Origin of the sequence: Alkalibaculum bacchi, assembly GCF_003317055.1 — a bacterium.
In the GTDB taxonomy this organism is placed as follows: Bacteria; Bacillota; Clostridia; order Eubacteriales; family Alkalibacteraceae; genus Alkalibaculum; species Alkalibaculum bacchi.
Genome location: NZ_QNRX01000022.1, coordinates 1 through 16,495, shown reverse-complemented (window position 1 = coordinate 16,495; position 16,495 = coordinate 1). Strand labels below are relative to the sequence as shown.

Below are 16,495 nucleotides of genomic sequence, written 5' to 3'. Positions count from 1 at the left end.
CTCTTTCCCTTTGGTCAGGACAAATCAGGTATTACTCCCAGGTGGTAAGAAAAATCTTACTCGCCTATAGGCGAGATAGCCCTGACCCCAGAGGAATACTTAAGCTCTGGCGGCTGAACGCCGATTGCTGGCCACAGGCCCCGTCATCCTGGAGCGAAGCGAAGGATCTTTACAAACTAACTATAAGCATATGAACCATATACGAAACGATCATTAGAACAAAATGCAAAAACCTTCAATGAACAATGAAAAATGAACACTGAACATGGAACAGTACAAATATCCCACTCAATAATCCTTTATATTGTTAACTATTCATTGTTCCGTGTGCATTATTCACTGCGACGCAAGTCGCATATTTGCTTACCACCTTACCACCTTACCACCTTACCACCTTACCACCTTACCACCTTACCACCTTACCACCTTACCACCCTACCACCTTGAAAAAAAGGAGTTGCCCGCCCAATGAAAAAAGCCATTCTAATCCTAAGCCTTATAACCTGTATTTCCTTTACCATAGGAAGTGCCTTTTATCCCTTCCAAAAGGACGAAGAGAAAGTTCTCGCGAAAAGCTTTGAAGCTACAGATGCCCATTTAGACAGCATTGAAGTACATATTGATTTAAAAACGCCAATAGACATAGACGAAATAAAGACCACATTAAATATAGACAAAAGCCAAACAACTTCTATACAAATGCCTCATAAGGAGATTTGTTATGTTGGGGAGCAGAAGAGCGTGTTTCACAAAATTGAAAATGACCTGGTAACCAGTGTTGATTTCATTTTAAAAGATAAAAAGGATCTAAATCTGTACAGGGAAATAAAAAAGACATTAGCAAAGTCAAATACAGAATACCAAATTTTCTTAATGTATAAAGGAAGTTTCGATAGAGAAATTATGGAACAAGAAATGAAAGATATTACAGCAAAAGCACTACAAGAAACAAATACAGATTTCATAGAAGGTGGTTTTATCCGCGAAAACTTCTTAACCACCAGTGGCTACAACAAAACAATCCAAAATCACATCACCACCGGAGGAAATAAAGTCAATATGAATATAGCGATAAAATGCAATGCTGATGAGGATAGAGCGTATGTTATTGTAGGCACACCGCTTATATATGGAGATTATTAATTAAGGTGGTAAGCTTCAAGGTGGTAAGCTTCAAGGTGGTAAGGTGGTAAGCAAAACCTTACTCGCCTTCGGGTGAGATAAGCCCTTGACGCCGGAATACCTAAACCCTAACGGCTGGACGCTGATTGCTAGCCGCAAGCGCCGTCATCCTGGAGCGAAGCGAAGGATCTTTACAAACTAACTATAAGCATATGAACCATATACGAAACGATCATTAAAACAAAATGCAAAAACCTTCAATGAACAATGAAAAATGAACACTGAACATGGAACAGTACAAATATGCGACTGAATAAGCCTTTATATTGTTTATTATTCATTATTCACTGTTCCATGTTCACTGCGACGCAAGTCGCATATCTGCTTACCACCTTACCACCTTACCACCTTACCACCTCATATCAGTATACCTTTTTCAGCTCCACTCCCGTATAATAATGCTTCAATATCTCTACATAATCAAACCCTGCTTCTGCCATGCCATTGGCGCCGTATTGGCTTAGGCCTACGCCGTGGCCGTTGCCATTAACAGTAAATACTAGCTTGTTGCCATCTTGTTTTATTGTAAAATTATTAGATCTTAGGTTTAATAGTTCTCTGATCTCTCTACCAGTTAAGGTCTTATTTCCTACTCGAATTTCATCTACTCTTCCGCTTTTCGTCCTACTAATAATTTCTAGATTATCAATCATCTTATTTTTCTTTAATACGATGTCAGGATATTTATTTTTGAGAGTTTTCTCAAAATCATCTTCACTAATATCAAAATTTGTGCTTATATAGGGCGAATTTGTCTCATATTCGCTGGACACGCTTCTAAGGTAGGGCAATGAGGCAGAAAAATAATCTTCAGAGTTTTCTGTTACACCGCCACTACTTGAATGAAAAAGAGGGTCAATCAATTCTCCATTATAGATAAGAGATTCTCCTTTTGTAGAATCTACAGCTTCCTCAATTTTGCTCCAAAGCTCTATACTATTTAAAGCAGATAGCTCCGTATTTTTAGACCAAGCAACTAGGCGATCATCCTTACTTATCCATGCCTGACAGTGTCTATAATCTGTGCACAGCTCGTACTGAGGGTGCACGTCATCTGGCTTACCCCCAAATTCTTCTAGTCTATTTAATGTATAAGTCCTTGCTGCAACAGCCTGTGCTTTTAGAGCCTCTAATTCAAAGTTAACAGGCATTTCTGCAGCTACTACACCTTTAATATACTCATCTGTTGTCAATTCCATAGTCGTATTGTCCTCTGTATTAAGAACTGTTACATACACCTGATCTTTTTCCTCAATCACATCAGGCTCATCATCCCTTTGATTAATAGCCTCACAAGAGCTGATAATAAAAAAGGGGATAATCATTACAATCAAAAACAACGCTAGTATCATTAAGCCAATTTTTCTCATGTTATACCTCCGATATGTGCATATAGATATATATTCGTCCTTGGGAGAAAATATTTCTATAATTCTAGATTAGTTGGAAAAGGAAAAGCATGAAGCGCTGGGGGAGAAAGATAGGTGGTCAGGAAAAGCAATACTTGCCTTGGCGCGAGATAAGCCTTGACCCGAGAGGCATACCCAAGCCTTGGCGGCTGAACGCCGATTGCTGGCCGCAGGCCCCCGTCATCCTGGAGCGAAGCGAAGGATCTTTACAAACTAACTATAAGCATATGAACCATATACTAAACGATCATTAAAACAAAATGCAAAAACCTTCAATGAACAATGAAAAATGAACACTGAACATGGAACAGTACAAATATGCGACTCAATAACCCTTTATATTGTTAATTATTCATTATTCCCTGTTCATTGTTCACTGCGACGTAAGTCGCATATTTGCTTACCACCTTAAAAAATATCCACAATTTTCATATTTTTAGGTATAAATACCAAGTTTGCAGGCAATAATGTCTTCAGGAGGTGCGAATATGAAGAAAAAAATATTCAAAGATGATAATTCTAGTTTTAAAGAAAGAGCACTCAAATTAGCAAACAAAGAAGGTTTCTACGTTGCAATTTTCTTATGTATTACATTAGTCGCTACAATGTTAGTATACTTCGTTAACGACAATGCATCAAACAAAGATATAGCCAATAAAGATACAGCTATAGTAGAACAAGAGACTACTGATCCAGTAGATAACACCAACGCAATTATCGACGAAGATACAATAGGAGCAGAAGAACCAGCAACGGAAACAGCTACGCAAGTAGACAAAACAACAAAAGAGGAAGAACCAAAGACAGAAGAACCAAAAACGGAACAGCCAAAAGAGCAGGCGCCGCAATCTAATACAAATCTAAAAGATATGGTAAGCCCTGTTGGCGCAAAAGAAGTAGTAATGGCCTTTAGTATGGGTGGGGAACCAGTATATTCTCAAACATTGCAGGAATTTACATCTGAACATACAGGAGTAGACCTCAAAGCAGAAGAAGGTCAAGAAGTAAAGGCAGCTTTAAATGGAAAGGTAACAAAAATCTACAAAGATGGAAAACTAGGACAAACCATCATCATCCAACATAGTAATGGTATTGAAACAAGATACAGTAACTTAGAAGAAAAGGTAGCTGTTACTCTAAATCAATCCGTATCTGCAGGAGATGCAATAGGTAAAGTTGGCAAAACAGCCACTTTCGAATCCGAAGATCCGTCACACCTACACTTTGAAGTATGGCAAAACGGCAAATGCATAGACCCAAGTGAATACTTGTAAAAGAACGACCCTTCGGGGTCGTTTTTTGCTGGACGGTTGGTTCGTTAGACCGTTGGACGGGAAAAACTAAATAGCGGAAAGCTGAATGCTGAAAGCGGAACTTTTTAGTTAGGATCCTAGAAATACTCGCCTTCGGGCGATATAATGAACGATGCCTTCAACGTTCTACATTACACCACTGTGGTGGATATTATACTTAAGCTCCGCTAAGAGTCATCCTGGAGCGAAGCGAAGGATCTAAGACCCTAGAGCCAACCCCAATATGCTTTTGCTTACCACCTTATTCCAATATTTTTCCTCTCTCGCGTCTAATTTAAGCAATTCCTGCATAAATTTTATTAATGATAATGTTGGGGGGTTACTTGATGTGAAGGACTACATAGAAGAAAGAGTATTGAGTATAGCGAATTATATAATAGAATCAGGAAATACAGTAAGAGAAGCTGCTAAAGTATTTAAAGTCAGCAAAAGTACTGTTCATAAAGATATTACGGAAAGACTACCAGATATAAATCCAACAATTTACAAAAAAGCTAGAGAAATACTCGACAACAACAAAGCTGAGCGTCATCTAAGAGGGGGTATGGCAACGAAACAAAAATATAAAACAAAGTGCAAATGCAAAAAGGTAAAAATAGCTGAAGAAACTGAATAATCAAAGGCATCTGTCCCAAAGTACATACAAGCCCAGCTGGGCTTTTTTTGTGCGCCAAGCAATCAGCAATCAGCAATCAGCAATGAATAATGAATAATGAACAATGAACGCACAGCCACCACCGGTGGCCAAATGTTTTTGCTGACCACCTTACCACCTTAATTTTACATTTTTTTAGCACTAAAGATTTGAATTTACGCAACTTATGTTATAATATACTCTTAGTAGAAAGTAATTAAGGAGAGGATACTTAGAGATGCCCTTTAGAAGAGATATAGGAATTGATTTAGGTACGGCAAATATTCTGGCATATGTTAAAGGCAAGGGAGTAATATTACAAGAGCCTTCTGTTGTTGCAATTGATACAAACACAAACGAAATTAGAGCCATTGGTTCTGAAGCGCGGGCTATGCTTGGAAGAACGCCTGGAAATATACAAGCTATCCGCCCTCTAAGAGATGGCGTGATTTCTGATTTTAAAATTACAGAAAGAATGCTAAAATATTTTATCGAAAAAGTATGTGGAAAAAGAAGATTGTTTAGACCAAGAGTAGTTGTAGGAATTCCAAGCGGAGCTACCGAAGTCGAAAAAAGAGCAGTAGAACAGGCTGTTCTCGCTGCAGGTGGGTCAAACCCTGTTATCGTAGAAGAACCAGTAGCAGCCGCTATAGGAGCTGGCATTGACATTACGGCACCTACGGGAAATATGGTCATTGACATCGGTGGAGGCACAACAGATATTGCAGTATTATCCTTAGGGGGAATTGTAGAAAGCATTTCTATAAAAATAGCAGGAGACAAATTTGACGAGGCTATTGTCCGATACATGAGAAAAAACCATAATGTACTCATCGGGGAAAGAACTGCAGAAGATTTGAAAATCAATATCGGTGCAGTACACCCTAGTGTAGAAGAAAAAGAAATCGAAATAAGAGGTCGAGATCTTTTATCTGGTTTACCTAGATCCATCCTAGTGCGTTCTGAAGAAATCAGAGTATCTCTTCAAGAGAGTATTGATACGGTTATAAATGGCGTTCACGCTGTATTAGAAAAAACACCACCAGAATTAGCAGCAGATATTAGCGATATCGGTATTTATTTGACAGGTGGCGGTGCTTTAATCCCAGGATTGGATATACTAATAGAGGAGAGAATAGGCGTGCCAGTAAAAATTGTTGAGGATGCAGAAATGGCTGTAGCCATAGGAACAGGAAAAATCCTTGACAATGTTCACCTGTTAATGGGATCAAGAAAATCTTACGAATAAAGTGAATGAAAGCATATACAGGCACTTTACTCCCATGTTTTAAGGGGGGTTAATACCTATTATGAGAGATAAACACGGATAATTCCGTGTTTTATTTCTAATCACGTTTGAACAATAGTTAAACAAATGAGGGAATTTATGAAGACTACAGTAGGAACTATGAGCAAACAGCGTGTAATGATTTTTTTAGTAATAATACTTGTAATATGTATTGGAGTAGGTATCAAACTTTTTTCCGACATGAGAAATCCAGAAAAGATATTTCAAGCAGGGAAGGATTCTGAGGATTCAGAAAATGTAGAAGATTCATTTCCAGACAGTAAAATCAATATCCTGATTTTTGGTTTAGACAAGGATTATATTCGTGAAGAAGTACAAAAATATGGCGTATATCGATCGGATACGATGATGTTGGCTACTCTGGATTTTGAAAAGAATACTCTAGACCTTGTATCCTTGCCAAGGGATACCTATGTGCCCATTTACAATCAATATGGCAAAGATAAGCTCAACTCTTGTTTTATGTACGCAAGTGAAGACGCAGAGGATAAAGGTGAAGTCATTCCTTTAGGAATTGAGTACTTATCCAATACGGTGAGCAATGTTCTAGGGGACATCCCCGTGGATTATTATGTAGGTATAACAGATATGGAAGTAGTATCAAAAATCATCGACGAGATAGGTGGTATTGAAATCGATGTGCTCCATACTCTTTATGCAGACAAGGGAAAAGACCATAGCCAAGTAGTAGTTGAGAAAGGCTTGCAAAAACTTAATGGTGAGGAGCTACTGTACTACGCTAGATACAGAGCTTATCCATTAGGGGATATTGATAGAGTTGCTAATCAACAGCATATCATGAAGAGCCTTTTACAAAATATGAAGAAGGCCAATACTTTAATTAAGATTCCGCAAATATACAGTCTGGTTAAAGATAATTTGACTACTAATTTAAATATGAAACAAATCACTGCATTATCTTTATTTGCCGTCAATATTGAGGCTATGGAAACCTATACTCTACCAGGTAGTTTTGGAGATTTTGCAGGAATATCCTATTGGATTATGGACCAAGAAAAAATAGCAGAATTAGCTCAAAAGATTTACGGAATTACGATAGAAGAAAGAGATCAAGAAGAGTTTTCAGGCGGATTGTCTCATTTGACAGCATCTGTTGGAAATTCAAACTTACGAGTAGGAAATAGAACTACGCTGACTATTGCAGGGACTACCGTATCGGGACAGGTGCATTATTATCAAATCAATGACACAAACTATAGTGTATCAAACCCAGGAGTTATTCAGCTCAATGCAGACAATACTATCGTAGCAAAGAAATCAGGAACTACGACGATAACCATAGAAGCAGGTGGCTATACGGTTACAACAAGTATAAGGGTAACGGCAGCTCAGCAAACACCAGCGCCTGCACCTCAACCTGCACCCACACCAAAAGAAGAGACACCAAAACCCCCAGCACCAGACCCAACACCAACACCTGAGCCTACGCCAGACCCAACACCAACACCTGAGCCTACGCCAGACCCAACACCAGCACCAGTAGAGCCAACCCCAACACCCGAACCAACGCCAGGTGAACCGACCGTAGGAAATACAGACTCTAATATAGGAACGGATCAATAGGAGCGTTACCAGCAATCAGCGGCCAGTCATCAGCTTCCAGTAGCTCTAAACCAAATTAATTACCCCCACGTCACCTACAGGAGCGAAACGATGAAGGATCCGTGCGAATTAAATACTAGTCATAAATTATATAATAGTTCTAATTTAACTAGTACTATAACAAAACACGAAAATCTTCAATGAAGAATGAACATTGAACACTGAACATGGAACAGTACAAATATGCGACACAATAACCCTTTATACTGTTCATTATTCATTATTCTGTGTTCATTGTTCACTGCGACGCAAGTCGCATATTTGACCCACGAAGCTCAACCCGAGAAATGCTTTTGCTGACCACCCGACCACCTGACCACCTTATCACCTATCTTTTTCAAAAGGAGTAACTATGTCTTTATTAAGCAACCCATTAAATATGATAAAAGAAAATATAGAAAATGCCGGAATAACCTTTGAAATGTCTAAAAAAGAGCTTGAAAAAAAATACACAGGTACAGCTTTAGGATTATTGTGGGCATTAGTCAAACCAGTACTCTATATCTCTGTGTACTGGTTTGCCATTGAAATAGGTATAAGAGGATCTAGAAATGAAATATCCGGATTCCCTTTTATTCTCTGGCTTATTGCAGGGATTATTCCATGGTTTTATATATCAGAAACCTTAATATATGGCGGCACATCTTTTAGACAAAACAAACACCTCATTACGAAAATCGTCTACCCAGTGTCCACCATTCCAACCTTTAGGATGTTTTCACAGCTATTCGTACATATAGCTTTAGTGTTCATCCTAATAGCCATTTTTTGGTTTGCAGGATATCCACCAGATATTTATTATCTACAAATATTCTACTATATGTTTTGTATGTTCGCCTTTATGACCGTACTTTCCTGGACAACAGCATCTCTGATAGTAGTTAGCCGAGACTTCGAACACCTTCTCAAATCCATCACCACCATGCTGTTCTGGCTGACCCCCATCCTATGGAAAATCGAAAATGTCCGAGGCATCCTAAAATACATCATCCTAGCAAACCCCTTTTATTATTTCATAAAAGGCTATCGAGATACCTTCATCAACAAAGAATGGTTCTTCCAAAACCTTCCCTATACCATATACTTTTGGGGAGTGATGTTGGTACTGAGCATCTTAGGGGGATATATATTTAAGAAGTTAAGAGGGGAGTTTGCAGATATTCTGTAAAGGCAGGTGGTCAGGTGGTCAGCAAAACCACCACTCGCCGATAGGCGAGGTAGAGAAAAGCAAGATCCTTCGGCTAAAGCCTCAGGATGACTTTGTTGCCATACGCAAGTAATTATGTAGAAAGGATCCAAGACTTCAGAGCCATCGCAAGCTCCTACCCGAGTCATCCTAGAGCGAAGCGAAGGATCCAAGACCCCAGAGCCATCGTAAGCTCCTACCCGAGTCATCCTAGAGCGAAGCGAAGGATCCAAGACCCCAGAGCCATCGCAAGCTCCTATCCGAGTCATCCTGGAGTGAAGCGAAGGATCCAAGACCCCAGAGCCATCGCAAGCTTCTACCCGAGTCATCCTGGAGCGAAGCGAAGGATCGAAGACCCCAGAGCCATCGCAAGCTCCTACCCGAGTCATCCTGGAGCGAAGCGAAGGATCCAAGACCCCAGAGCCATCGCAGGCTCCTACCGAGTCATCCTAGAGCGAAGCGAAGGATCCAAGACCCCAGAGCCATCGCAAGCTCCTACCCGAGTCATCCTAGAGCGAAGCGAAGGATCCAAGACCCCAGAGCCATCGTAAGCTCCTACCCGAGTCATCCTAGAGCGAAGCGAAGGATCCAAGACTCCAGAGCCATCGCAGGCTCCTACCCGAGTCATCCTGGAGCGAAGCGAAGGATCCAAGACCCCAGTGCCATCGCAAGCTCCTACCCGAGTCATCCTGGAGCGAAGCGAAGGATCCAAGACTCCAGAGCCATCGCAAGCTCCTACCCGAGTCATCCTGGAGCGAAGCGAAGGATCCGTGCGCACTAAATATTAAGCATATAAACCATATAATAAACGATCATTAGAACAAAATGCAAAAACCTTCAATGAACAATGAAAAATGAACACTGAACATGGAACATGGAACAGTACAAATATGCGACTCAATAACCCCTGATATTGTTAACTGTTCATCGTTCATTATTCACTATTCACTGCGACGCAAGTCGCATATTTGCTTACCACCTTAATAAGGAGAAACACATGGAAAACGCTATAGAAATCAAAAACTTATCCAAACTATACAAAATATACAAAAAGCCTTGGCATCGGGTTGTAGATGTCTTTTCTGAGAAGACAAGGTACAAGCCTTATTACGCCTTAAAAGACCTTACAATATCTATCCCTAAGGGAGAGGCAGTAGGCGTACTTGGTAAAAACGGGGCGGGGAAATCTACTCTTTTAAAGATTATCACCGGTGTGACAGAGCCTACAAAAGGAAATATAAAAATAAACGGAAAAATAGCTGCCTTACTAGAACTTACTTCAGGCTTTGATCAAGAGCTGACAGGCATCGAAAACATCTACCTAAAGGCCCTGACCATGGGTATGCAGCGAAAAGATATGGACGATCAAATTGATAATATTATCGAATTTGCCGATATTGGAGACTATATCTATCAGCCTGTAAGAACTTATTCTAGCGGTATGAAATCCCGCTTAGGCTTTGCCATTTCCGTCAATGTAAATCCAGACATCCTCATTGTAGACGAAGTCTTATCCGTTGGAGATGATGTGTTTAAACTAAAGTGCATTGACAAGATGGAGGAATTCAAAAGGCAAGGCAAGACCATCTTCTTCGTAAGCCACTCCCTATTTACGGTCAAGTCCTTCTGCAATAAATGCATGTGGATTAAAGATGGAGAGCTTATGTGCTACGGCGAAACAGGGGAGATTATGGTTCAATACGAGAATTTCCTAAAAGAAGAAAAAGCCAAGGAAAGAGAAAAGAAAAAACAAGAAGCCCTCGAAAGCAACAAGACAGCTCAAATCATGAGCAAAGCAGACCTTCTTCAATTTTCAGATTTTGCCTTCATCAATAGCCAAGGGGAGAAGACCAACAAATTCCAATTTGGAGAAGAAATCACCTTCCAAGTAAACTACGAAATCAAAAAAGAAATGGAAGACCTAATCTGGTGTTTCACCATTAGAGACGCCGAAACGAACGAAATCTTCGGCAGCGACAAAAAATCCCCCCAAAACGCTCTAATCAACACCATAGGCACCCACACCCTAAAAGTAACTCTAAAACAAATAAAACTCCTCCCCGGCAAATACCTACTATCCGGCGAAGCCACAACACAAACAGGAGCGTTATACATGAGCTATTCGAATAAAAGGCCGTTTTATGTGGAGCTCGACACATTTCGAGGCACTGGGGTACATTATATTGAGCACACGTTTGAGAATTCGTAGAAGAAATGACCTCTTAGCTGAAAGCTGAATGCGGACAGCGGAACTCTAGCGGAAAGTGCAAAGCCAGAATATGAATACTTGCCTACGGTGAGATATGCGGTGCAATCTTAAATACTTCTTTTTTAATCTCGAATTTATAGGAGGTTGCCTATGTATGGTGCTACACATAGCTTAAAAGTTTGGCAAGAGGCACATGAGCTTGTACTTAGAATATATGCAGTTACCAAGACATTCCCTAAAGAAGAGCTATACGGATTGACATCTCAAATAAGAAGAGCAGCAGTATCAATTCCTAGTAATATAATTGAAGGTAAGGCAAGAGGGACAGCTAAGGAATTACAGAGATTCCTACTAATTGCACGAGGTTCTTTAGAAGAGCTAAAATATCAAATTTTGTTAGCAAAAGACCTAGAGTACATGGATAAAAACACATACAGCGATATAGTAACTCAAGCTAATATAGTAGGAAAATTGCTAAACGGTTTTATAGTTTCAACAAAACAAAATTAAAAAGATTAAAAATCGAAGAAACCTGCAACCAAAGCTAAAGGGAAATTTTATTAGCTTAAAACATTGAAAAATGCAGTATGAAGTCACCGAAGGTGACCAAATTTCAGCTTTCTGCTTTCCGCTTTCTGCTGAACAAGAACAAACTATATGTTAGAATAAAAAATACAACCATAAAATCACCGCAAAGGAGAGAAATAACCATGCACGTTCGCAAAGCAGTCATACCAGCTGCTGGTTTAGGAACTCGATTCTTGCCAGCTACGAAAGCAATGCCAAAGGAGATGCTTCCTATTGTAGACAAGCCCACCATACAATATATCATTGAGGAAGCTATTGCGTCTGGAATCGAAGAGATTATCGTCGTTACTGGACGGAGCAAAAGAGCTTTAGAAGATCACTTTGACAAATCCATAGAATTAGAACTTGAACTAAAAGAAAAAGGCAAGGATGAGCTTCTGCAATTAGTAGAAGACATTTCCAATATGGTAGATATTAACTACGTAAGGCAAAAAGAACCTAAGGGATTAGGTCATGCAATACTTTGCGCTAGATCCTTTGTAGGCGATGAGCCCTTTGCCGTATTATTAGGAGATGATATTGTCTATAACCCTGAAAAACCAGCTCTAAAACAACTAATCCAGGTTTACAATGACAAAAAAGGGTCTATACTAGGAGTACAGAGCGTAAAAAGAGAAGATGTAAACAAATACGGTATCGTATCTGGAAAACAGATTGAAGACCGCCTTTTTACTGTAGATGATTTAATAGAAAAACCATCTATAGAAGAAGCCCCAACAAACGTAGCCATCCTAGGCAGGTACATCATAAGCCCAGAAATCTTCCCAATACTCGAACGCACAGGAAAAGGCGCCGGTGGAGAAATCCAACTAACAGACGCCCTAAAACAACTAGCCAAACAAGAATCCATGTACGCCTACGACTTCCAAGGAAAGAGATACGACGTAGGAAACAAACTAGGCTTCTTAGAAGCAACGGTAGAGTTCGCGCTGAGAAGAGAGGATCTTCAAGAGGAGTTTAGAGACTATTTGAAGGGCTTAAATCTGTAGAAGTAAGTGGTAAAGCGGAGAATGATAGGTGGTCAGGTGGTCAGGTGGTCAGGAAAAGCGTAAAAGCTGAATGCCGAACTTTTTATGTGGTTGGACGGTTGGATGGGATATGCGCCTCGCGCGATTGAGAATTTAGAATTGTTGAAGGCTAAAGGCTAAAGTCTGAAGGCTGAATGTGGAATGTGGAATGTGGAAAACTCGCCTGAAGGCGAGGTAGAGGACGGTGCCCTCACCGTTCCGCCACTAAGCCACCCAATGGTAGCTACCTTGCATCAGACTCCTGCAGTAGTCATCCTGGAGCGCTAGCGAAGGATCTTGACCCCCAGAGCCTGACCCAAGTCATCCTGGAGCGTTAGCGAAGGATCTTGACCCTCAGAGCCTGACCCAAGTCATCCTGGAGCGCTAGCGAAGGATCTTGACCCCCAGAGCCCTACCCAAGTCATCCTGGAGCGCTAGCGAAGGATCTTGACCCCCAGAGCCTGACCCAAGTCATCCTGGAGCGTTAGCGAAGGATCTTGACCCCCAGAGCCCTACCCAAGTCATCCTGGAGCGCTAGCGAAGGATCTTGACCCTCAGAGCCTGACCCAAACAACGCTTTTGCTGACCACCCGACCACCTGACCACCTGACCACCTTATAAACGGAGGAATCTATGCCAAAGGTATCCATCATCATGCTTGCTTGCAACTCGCAGTTCCATCTAGACAAATCCATACAATCGATACTCAATCAAACCTACAAAGACTTTGAGTTCATTATCATAGACCAAGGCTCGACAGACGACAGCCTTTCCATAATAGCAAAATACCAAAAGGAGCATCCTGATCGTATCCAACTTATTAGCCAACAAAACTATGGAACTTCCGTTGCCTTGAATTTAGGTATAGATAAGAGCAATTGTCCATATATTATGTTTGTAGATAGAAATGACTATTTACAAGAAGAAATCCTTGCTCTTATGATGGAAGAAGCAAAGGAAACCGATGCAGATCTAGTTCTAACCAATGCCCGAATAATAGAGGACCAAGAGCAAAAACACGTACAGGTTCGTTTTTCAGGTAAGATGAAAGCACGAGTAGAATCCATCTACGAAAACAAAGATCTACTTAACACCATCCTACCATTCTTTTGGGGGAAGCTATATAAAAAGACCCTGTTCACCGACAATCACATCTACTTTCCATTAGGGCTTAGAGATCAAGACCTAGGAACCATCCCAAGGCTACTACTTCACGGTAATAAAATAGCCAAAGTAAACCGAGCCCTGTGTCACTACAATTACTACCAAGACGACGATATCAAAAAACACAATTACAAGATTTTAGAAACAGTCAAAAACCTAAGAATCGTAAAAAACTATTACCAAGAACAAAAACAAGACGAAGAATTCGCCGACCAACTAGAATACCTCTTCATCTACCATCTCCTATTCCGCTCACTCGAAAAAGTAAACAAAATCCCTGACGCCGGAATCAGATCAGACCTCCTAGAAGAACTCCACCAAGCCATAAAAAGAGAATACCCAGAGTGGGTGAATAATCCCATGATAAAAGATCTACCACTGAGGAAGAGGATGTATTTGAAATTTGTAGATGTGAAGTCAGGTGGTAAGGTGGTAAGGTGGTAAGGTGGTAAGGTGGTAAGGTGGTAAGCAAAACCAATACTCGCCTGGGGCGAGGTTTGCTGACCACCTGACTACCCGACCACCTGACCACCTTATCTAATAAGCCCCAATTTTAAATCGTAGATCCAAAATTATGCAGAACACGCATATGCCGTGAGGTAACAAGATGGAAGATATAAAAGTATACCTATTCTGCTGCGCGGTTTCTATGGCAATTACTCCATTTATAGCAAAACTAGCCCTAAAAATCGGTGCAGTAGATAAGCCTAATAAAAGAAAAGTACACAAACAACTCATGCCAACTATGGGAGGGCTGTCTATATTTATAGCCTTTATTTTAGGGCATGCTTTATTTGGGTATCCTCATTTTCAGTTTAATGCCATACTGATTGGCGCTATTATTATTCTAATCTCAGGCATTGTAGATGATAAATATGAAATGAGCCCTAAGGTAAAAATTCTCTTCCAACTAGCAGCAGCTACTGTAGTAATCTTTTATGGCGGCATCTACCTAAAAAGCATTACTCTACCCTTTATCGGTCGAATCCAGCTGACCTACCTAGGCTATTTTGCCACGTATCTATGGATTATCGGAGTAACCAATGCAGTTAACCTAATTGACGGCTTAGACGGCCTGGCATCAGGAGTATCCACTATTACGTTTATGACCATGTACATTCTAGCTATTGTAGAAGGGGACTATTTTGTCATGTCCTATGCTCTAATTCTAGCAGGTAGCTGTACGGGTTTTTTAGTCTATAATTTTCACCCTGCAACAATATTTATGGGGGATACAGGAGCACTATTTTTAGGCTATATTATATCTGTCTTATCCCTAATGGGCTTTAAAAACACCACATTTATCTCCCTAATCGTTCCAATACTAATACTAGGAGTGCCCGTATTTGACACCTTCTTTGCCATTATCAGAAGAAAGCTAAGAGGTCAATCCTTCGCCCAAGCCGACAAAGAACACCTTCACCACCTACTAATGACGACCAACAGTTCCCAAACCAAAACCGTCCTGACCATCTACGGCATGAGCATCATCTTTTCCACCGTATCCGTAATCTATTCCCAAGTCTCCCGAGAACTAGGTCTAGTCATACTAGTAATCCTATTTATCCTAATACAATACATTGCAGGGAAGATTGGCTTGCTAGGGAGGAAGGTACTATATTCTCATAGGCAAGAGGAGCAAGAGAAGCAAGAGGAGTATGAGGATGAAACGGGTGATGAAGAAAGCGGAAAGCGGAAAGTGGAAAGTGGAAAAAAACAAACTCGCCGATAGGCGAGATGAAGAAAAGCAAGATCCTTCGCTTCGCTCCAGGATGACTGTGGTTGTGATTAGGGGTCTTTTTTAAGTGCCAGAGGTATTCTTTGACCCTAGCTCCTGCTTTTGTCATCCTGAGGCTTTAGCCGAAGGATCTTGCTTTTCTCTACCTAACCCTTGAGCTGGGTTGTTTTTTCGTTTACGGCTTTTAGATTTTTGTTTTTATGTTTTCTATATTGGCGGGCTCCAGGATGACTGTGGTTGGAATTTGGGGTCTTTTTTAAGTGCCGAGGTATTCTTTGACCCTAGCTCCTGCTTTTGTCATCCTGAGGCTTTAGCCGAAGGATCTTGCTTTTCTCTATCTAACCCTTGAGCTGGGTTGTTTTTTCGTTTACGGCTTTTAAATTTTTGTTTTTATGTTTTCTATATTGGCGGGCTCCAGGATGACTGGCGTTGGGATTAGGGGTCTTTTTTAAGTGCCAGAGGTATTCTTTGACCCTAGCTCCTGCTTTTGTCATCCTGAGGCTTTAGCCGAAGGATCTTGCTTTTCTCTACTAACCCATGAACTGGGTTATTTTTTCGTTTACGGCTTTTAGATTTTTGTTTTTGTATTTTCATAATTGGCGGGCTCCAGGATGACTGTGGTTGGGATTAGGGGTCCTTTTTAAGTGCCAGAGATATTCTTTGACCCTAGCTCCTGCTTTTGTCATCCTGAGGCTTTAGCCGAAGGATCTTGCTTTTCTCTATCTAACCCTTGAGCTGGGTTATTTTTTCGTTTACGGCTTTTAGATTTTTGTTTTTGTGTTTTCATAATTGGCGGGCTCCAGGATGACTGTGGTTGTGATTAGGGGTCTTTTTTAAGTGCCAGAGGTATTCTTTGACCCTAGCTCCTGCTTTTGTCATCCTGAGGCTTTAGCCGAAGGATCTTGCTTTTCTCTATCTAACCCTTAAGCTGGGTTATTTTTTCGTTTACGGCTTTTAGATTTTTGTTTTTGTGTTTTCATAATTGGCGGGCTCCAGGATGGCTGTGGTTGGGATTAGGGGTCTTTTTTAAGTGCCAGGTATTCTTTGACCCTAGCTCCTGCTTTTGTCATCCTGAGGCTTTAGCCGAAGGATCTTGCTTTTCTCTATCTAACCCTTGAGCTGGGTTATTTTTT

The 16,495-nt window shown here is 40.7% G+C and carries 12 protein-coding genes; 11 read left to right on the top strand and 1 reads right to left on the bottom strand.

Translation table 11 applies throughout. The annotated features are described in order from the left end of the window. Window positions 1-468 precede the first annotated feature (468 nt). Window positions 469-1,143 (top strand): YwmB family TATA-box binding protein, encoded by a 675-nt coding sequence (locus DES36_RS13070; protein WP_113921659.1) that lies wholly within the window; start codon window positions 469-471, stop codon window positions 1,141-1,143. A 401-nt stretch (window positions 1,144-1,544) separates the two neighbouring features. Here the strand turns inward: DES36_RS13070 and spoIID are convergent, their stop codons facing one another. Beyond that, window positions 1,545-2,552: a stage II sporulation protein D gene (gene spoIID / locus DES36_RS13065; RefSeq protein WP_113921658.1), complete on the bottom strand. Its 1,008-nt coding sequence runs from the start codon at window positions 2,550-2,552 to the stop codon at window positions 1,545-1,547. A 527-nt stretch (window positions 2,553-3,079) separates the two neighbouring features. On the opposite strand from spoIID, the gene DES36_RS13060 reads away from it, so the two are divergent. From DES36_RS13060 to DES36_RS13010, 10 genes are all read left to right on the top strand, one after another. Further along, window positions 3,080-3,865: a M23 family metallopeptidase gene (locus DES36_RS13060; RefSeq protein WP_170128312.1), complete on the top strand. Its 786-nt coding sequence runs from the start codon at window positions 3,080-3,082 to the stop codon at window positions 3,863-3,865. A gap of 367 nt (window positions 3,866-4,232) precedes the next feature. Then, the gene (spoIIID, locus tag DES36_RS13055; protein ID WP_113921656.1) at window positions 4,233-4,520 is read left to right on the top strand and encodes a sporulation transcriptional regulator SpoIIID; all 288 of its coding nucleotides are present in this window, start codon (window positions 4,233-4,235) and stop codon (window positions 4,518-4,520) included. Window positions 4,521-4,776: 256 nt separating this feature from the next. Then, a complete protein-coding gene (gene mreB / locus DES36_RS13050; RefSeq protein WP_113921655.1) occupies window positions 4,777-5,787 on the top strand; it encodes a rod shape-determining protein in 1,011 nt (336 codons plus the stop codon). Between the two features lie 138 nt (window positions 5,788-5,925). Then, window positions 5,926-7,431, top strand: coding sequence for an LCP family protein (locus tag DES36_RS13045; protein ID WP_170128311.1), 1,506 nt, complete (start codon window positions 5,926-5,928; stop codon window positions 7,429-7,431). A 391-nt stretch (window positions 7,432-7,822) separates the two neighbouring features. Continuing rightward, a complete protein-coding gene (locus DES36_RS13040) occupies window positions 7,823-8,638 on the top strand; it encodes an ABC transporter permease (RefSeq protein ID WP_113921653.1) in 816 nt (271 codons plus the stop codon). A gap of 1,015 nt (window positions 8,639-9,653) precedes the next feature. Continuing rightward, window positions 9,654-10,865, top strand: coding sequence for an ABC transporter ATP-binding protein (locus DES36_RS13030; protein ID WP_113921651.1), 1,212 nt, complete (start codon window positions 9,654-9,656; stop codon window positions 10,863-10,865). 150 nt (window positions 10,866-11,015) lie between these two features. Beyond that, entirely contained in the window at window positions 11,016-11,375 is a 360-nt protein-coding gene (locus DES36_RS13025; protein ID WP_113921650.1) for a four helix bundle protein, read from the top strand. A 200-nt stretch (window positions 11,376-11,575) separates the two neighbouring features. Beyond that, window positions 11,576-12,442, top strand: coding sequence for a UTP--glucose-1-phosphate uridylyltransferase GalU (gene galU, locus DES36_RS13020; RefSeq protein WP_187387076.1), 867 nt, complete (start codon window positions 11,576-11,578; stop codon window positions 12,440-12,442). A gap of 651 nt (window positions 12,443-13,093) precedes the next feature. Next, entirely contained in the window at window positions 13,094-14,068 is a 975-nt protein-coding gene (locus DES36_RS13015) for a glycosyltransferase family 2 protein (protein ID WP_113921649.1), read from the top strand. 163 nt (window positions 14,069-14,231) lie between these two features. Continuing rightward, complete coding sequence (locus tag DES36_RS13010) at window positions 14,232-15,356, top strand: glycosyltransferase family 4 protein (RefSeq protein ID WP_113921648.1); 1,125 nt, start codon at window positions 14,232-14,234, stop codon at window positions 15,354-15,356. Window positions 15,357-16,495 lie beyond the last annotated feature (1,139 nt).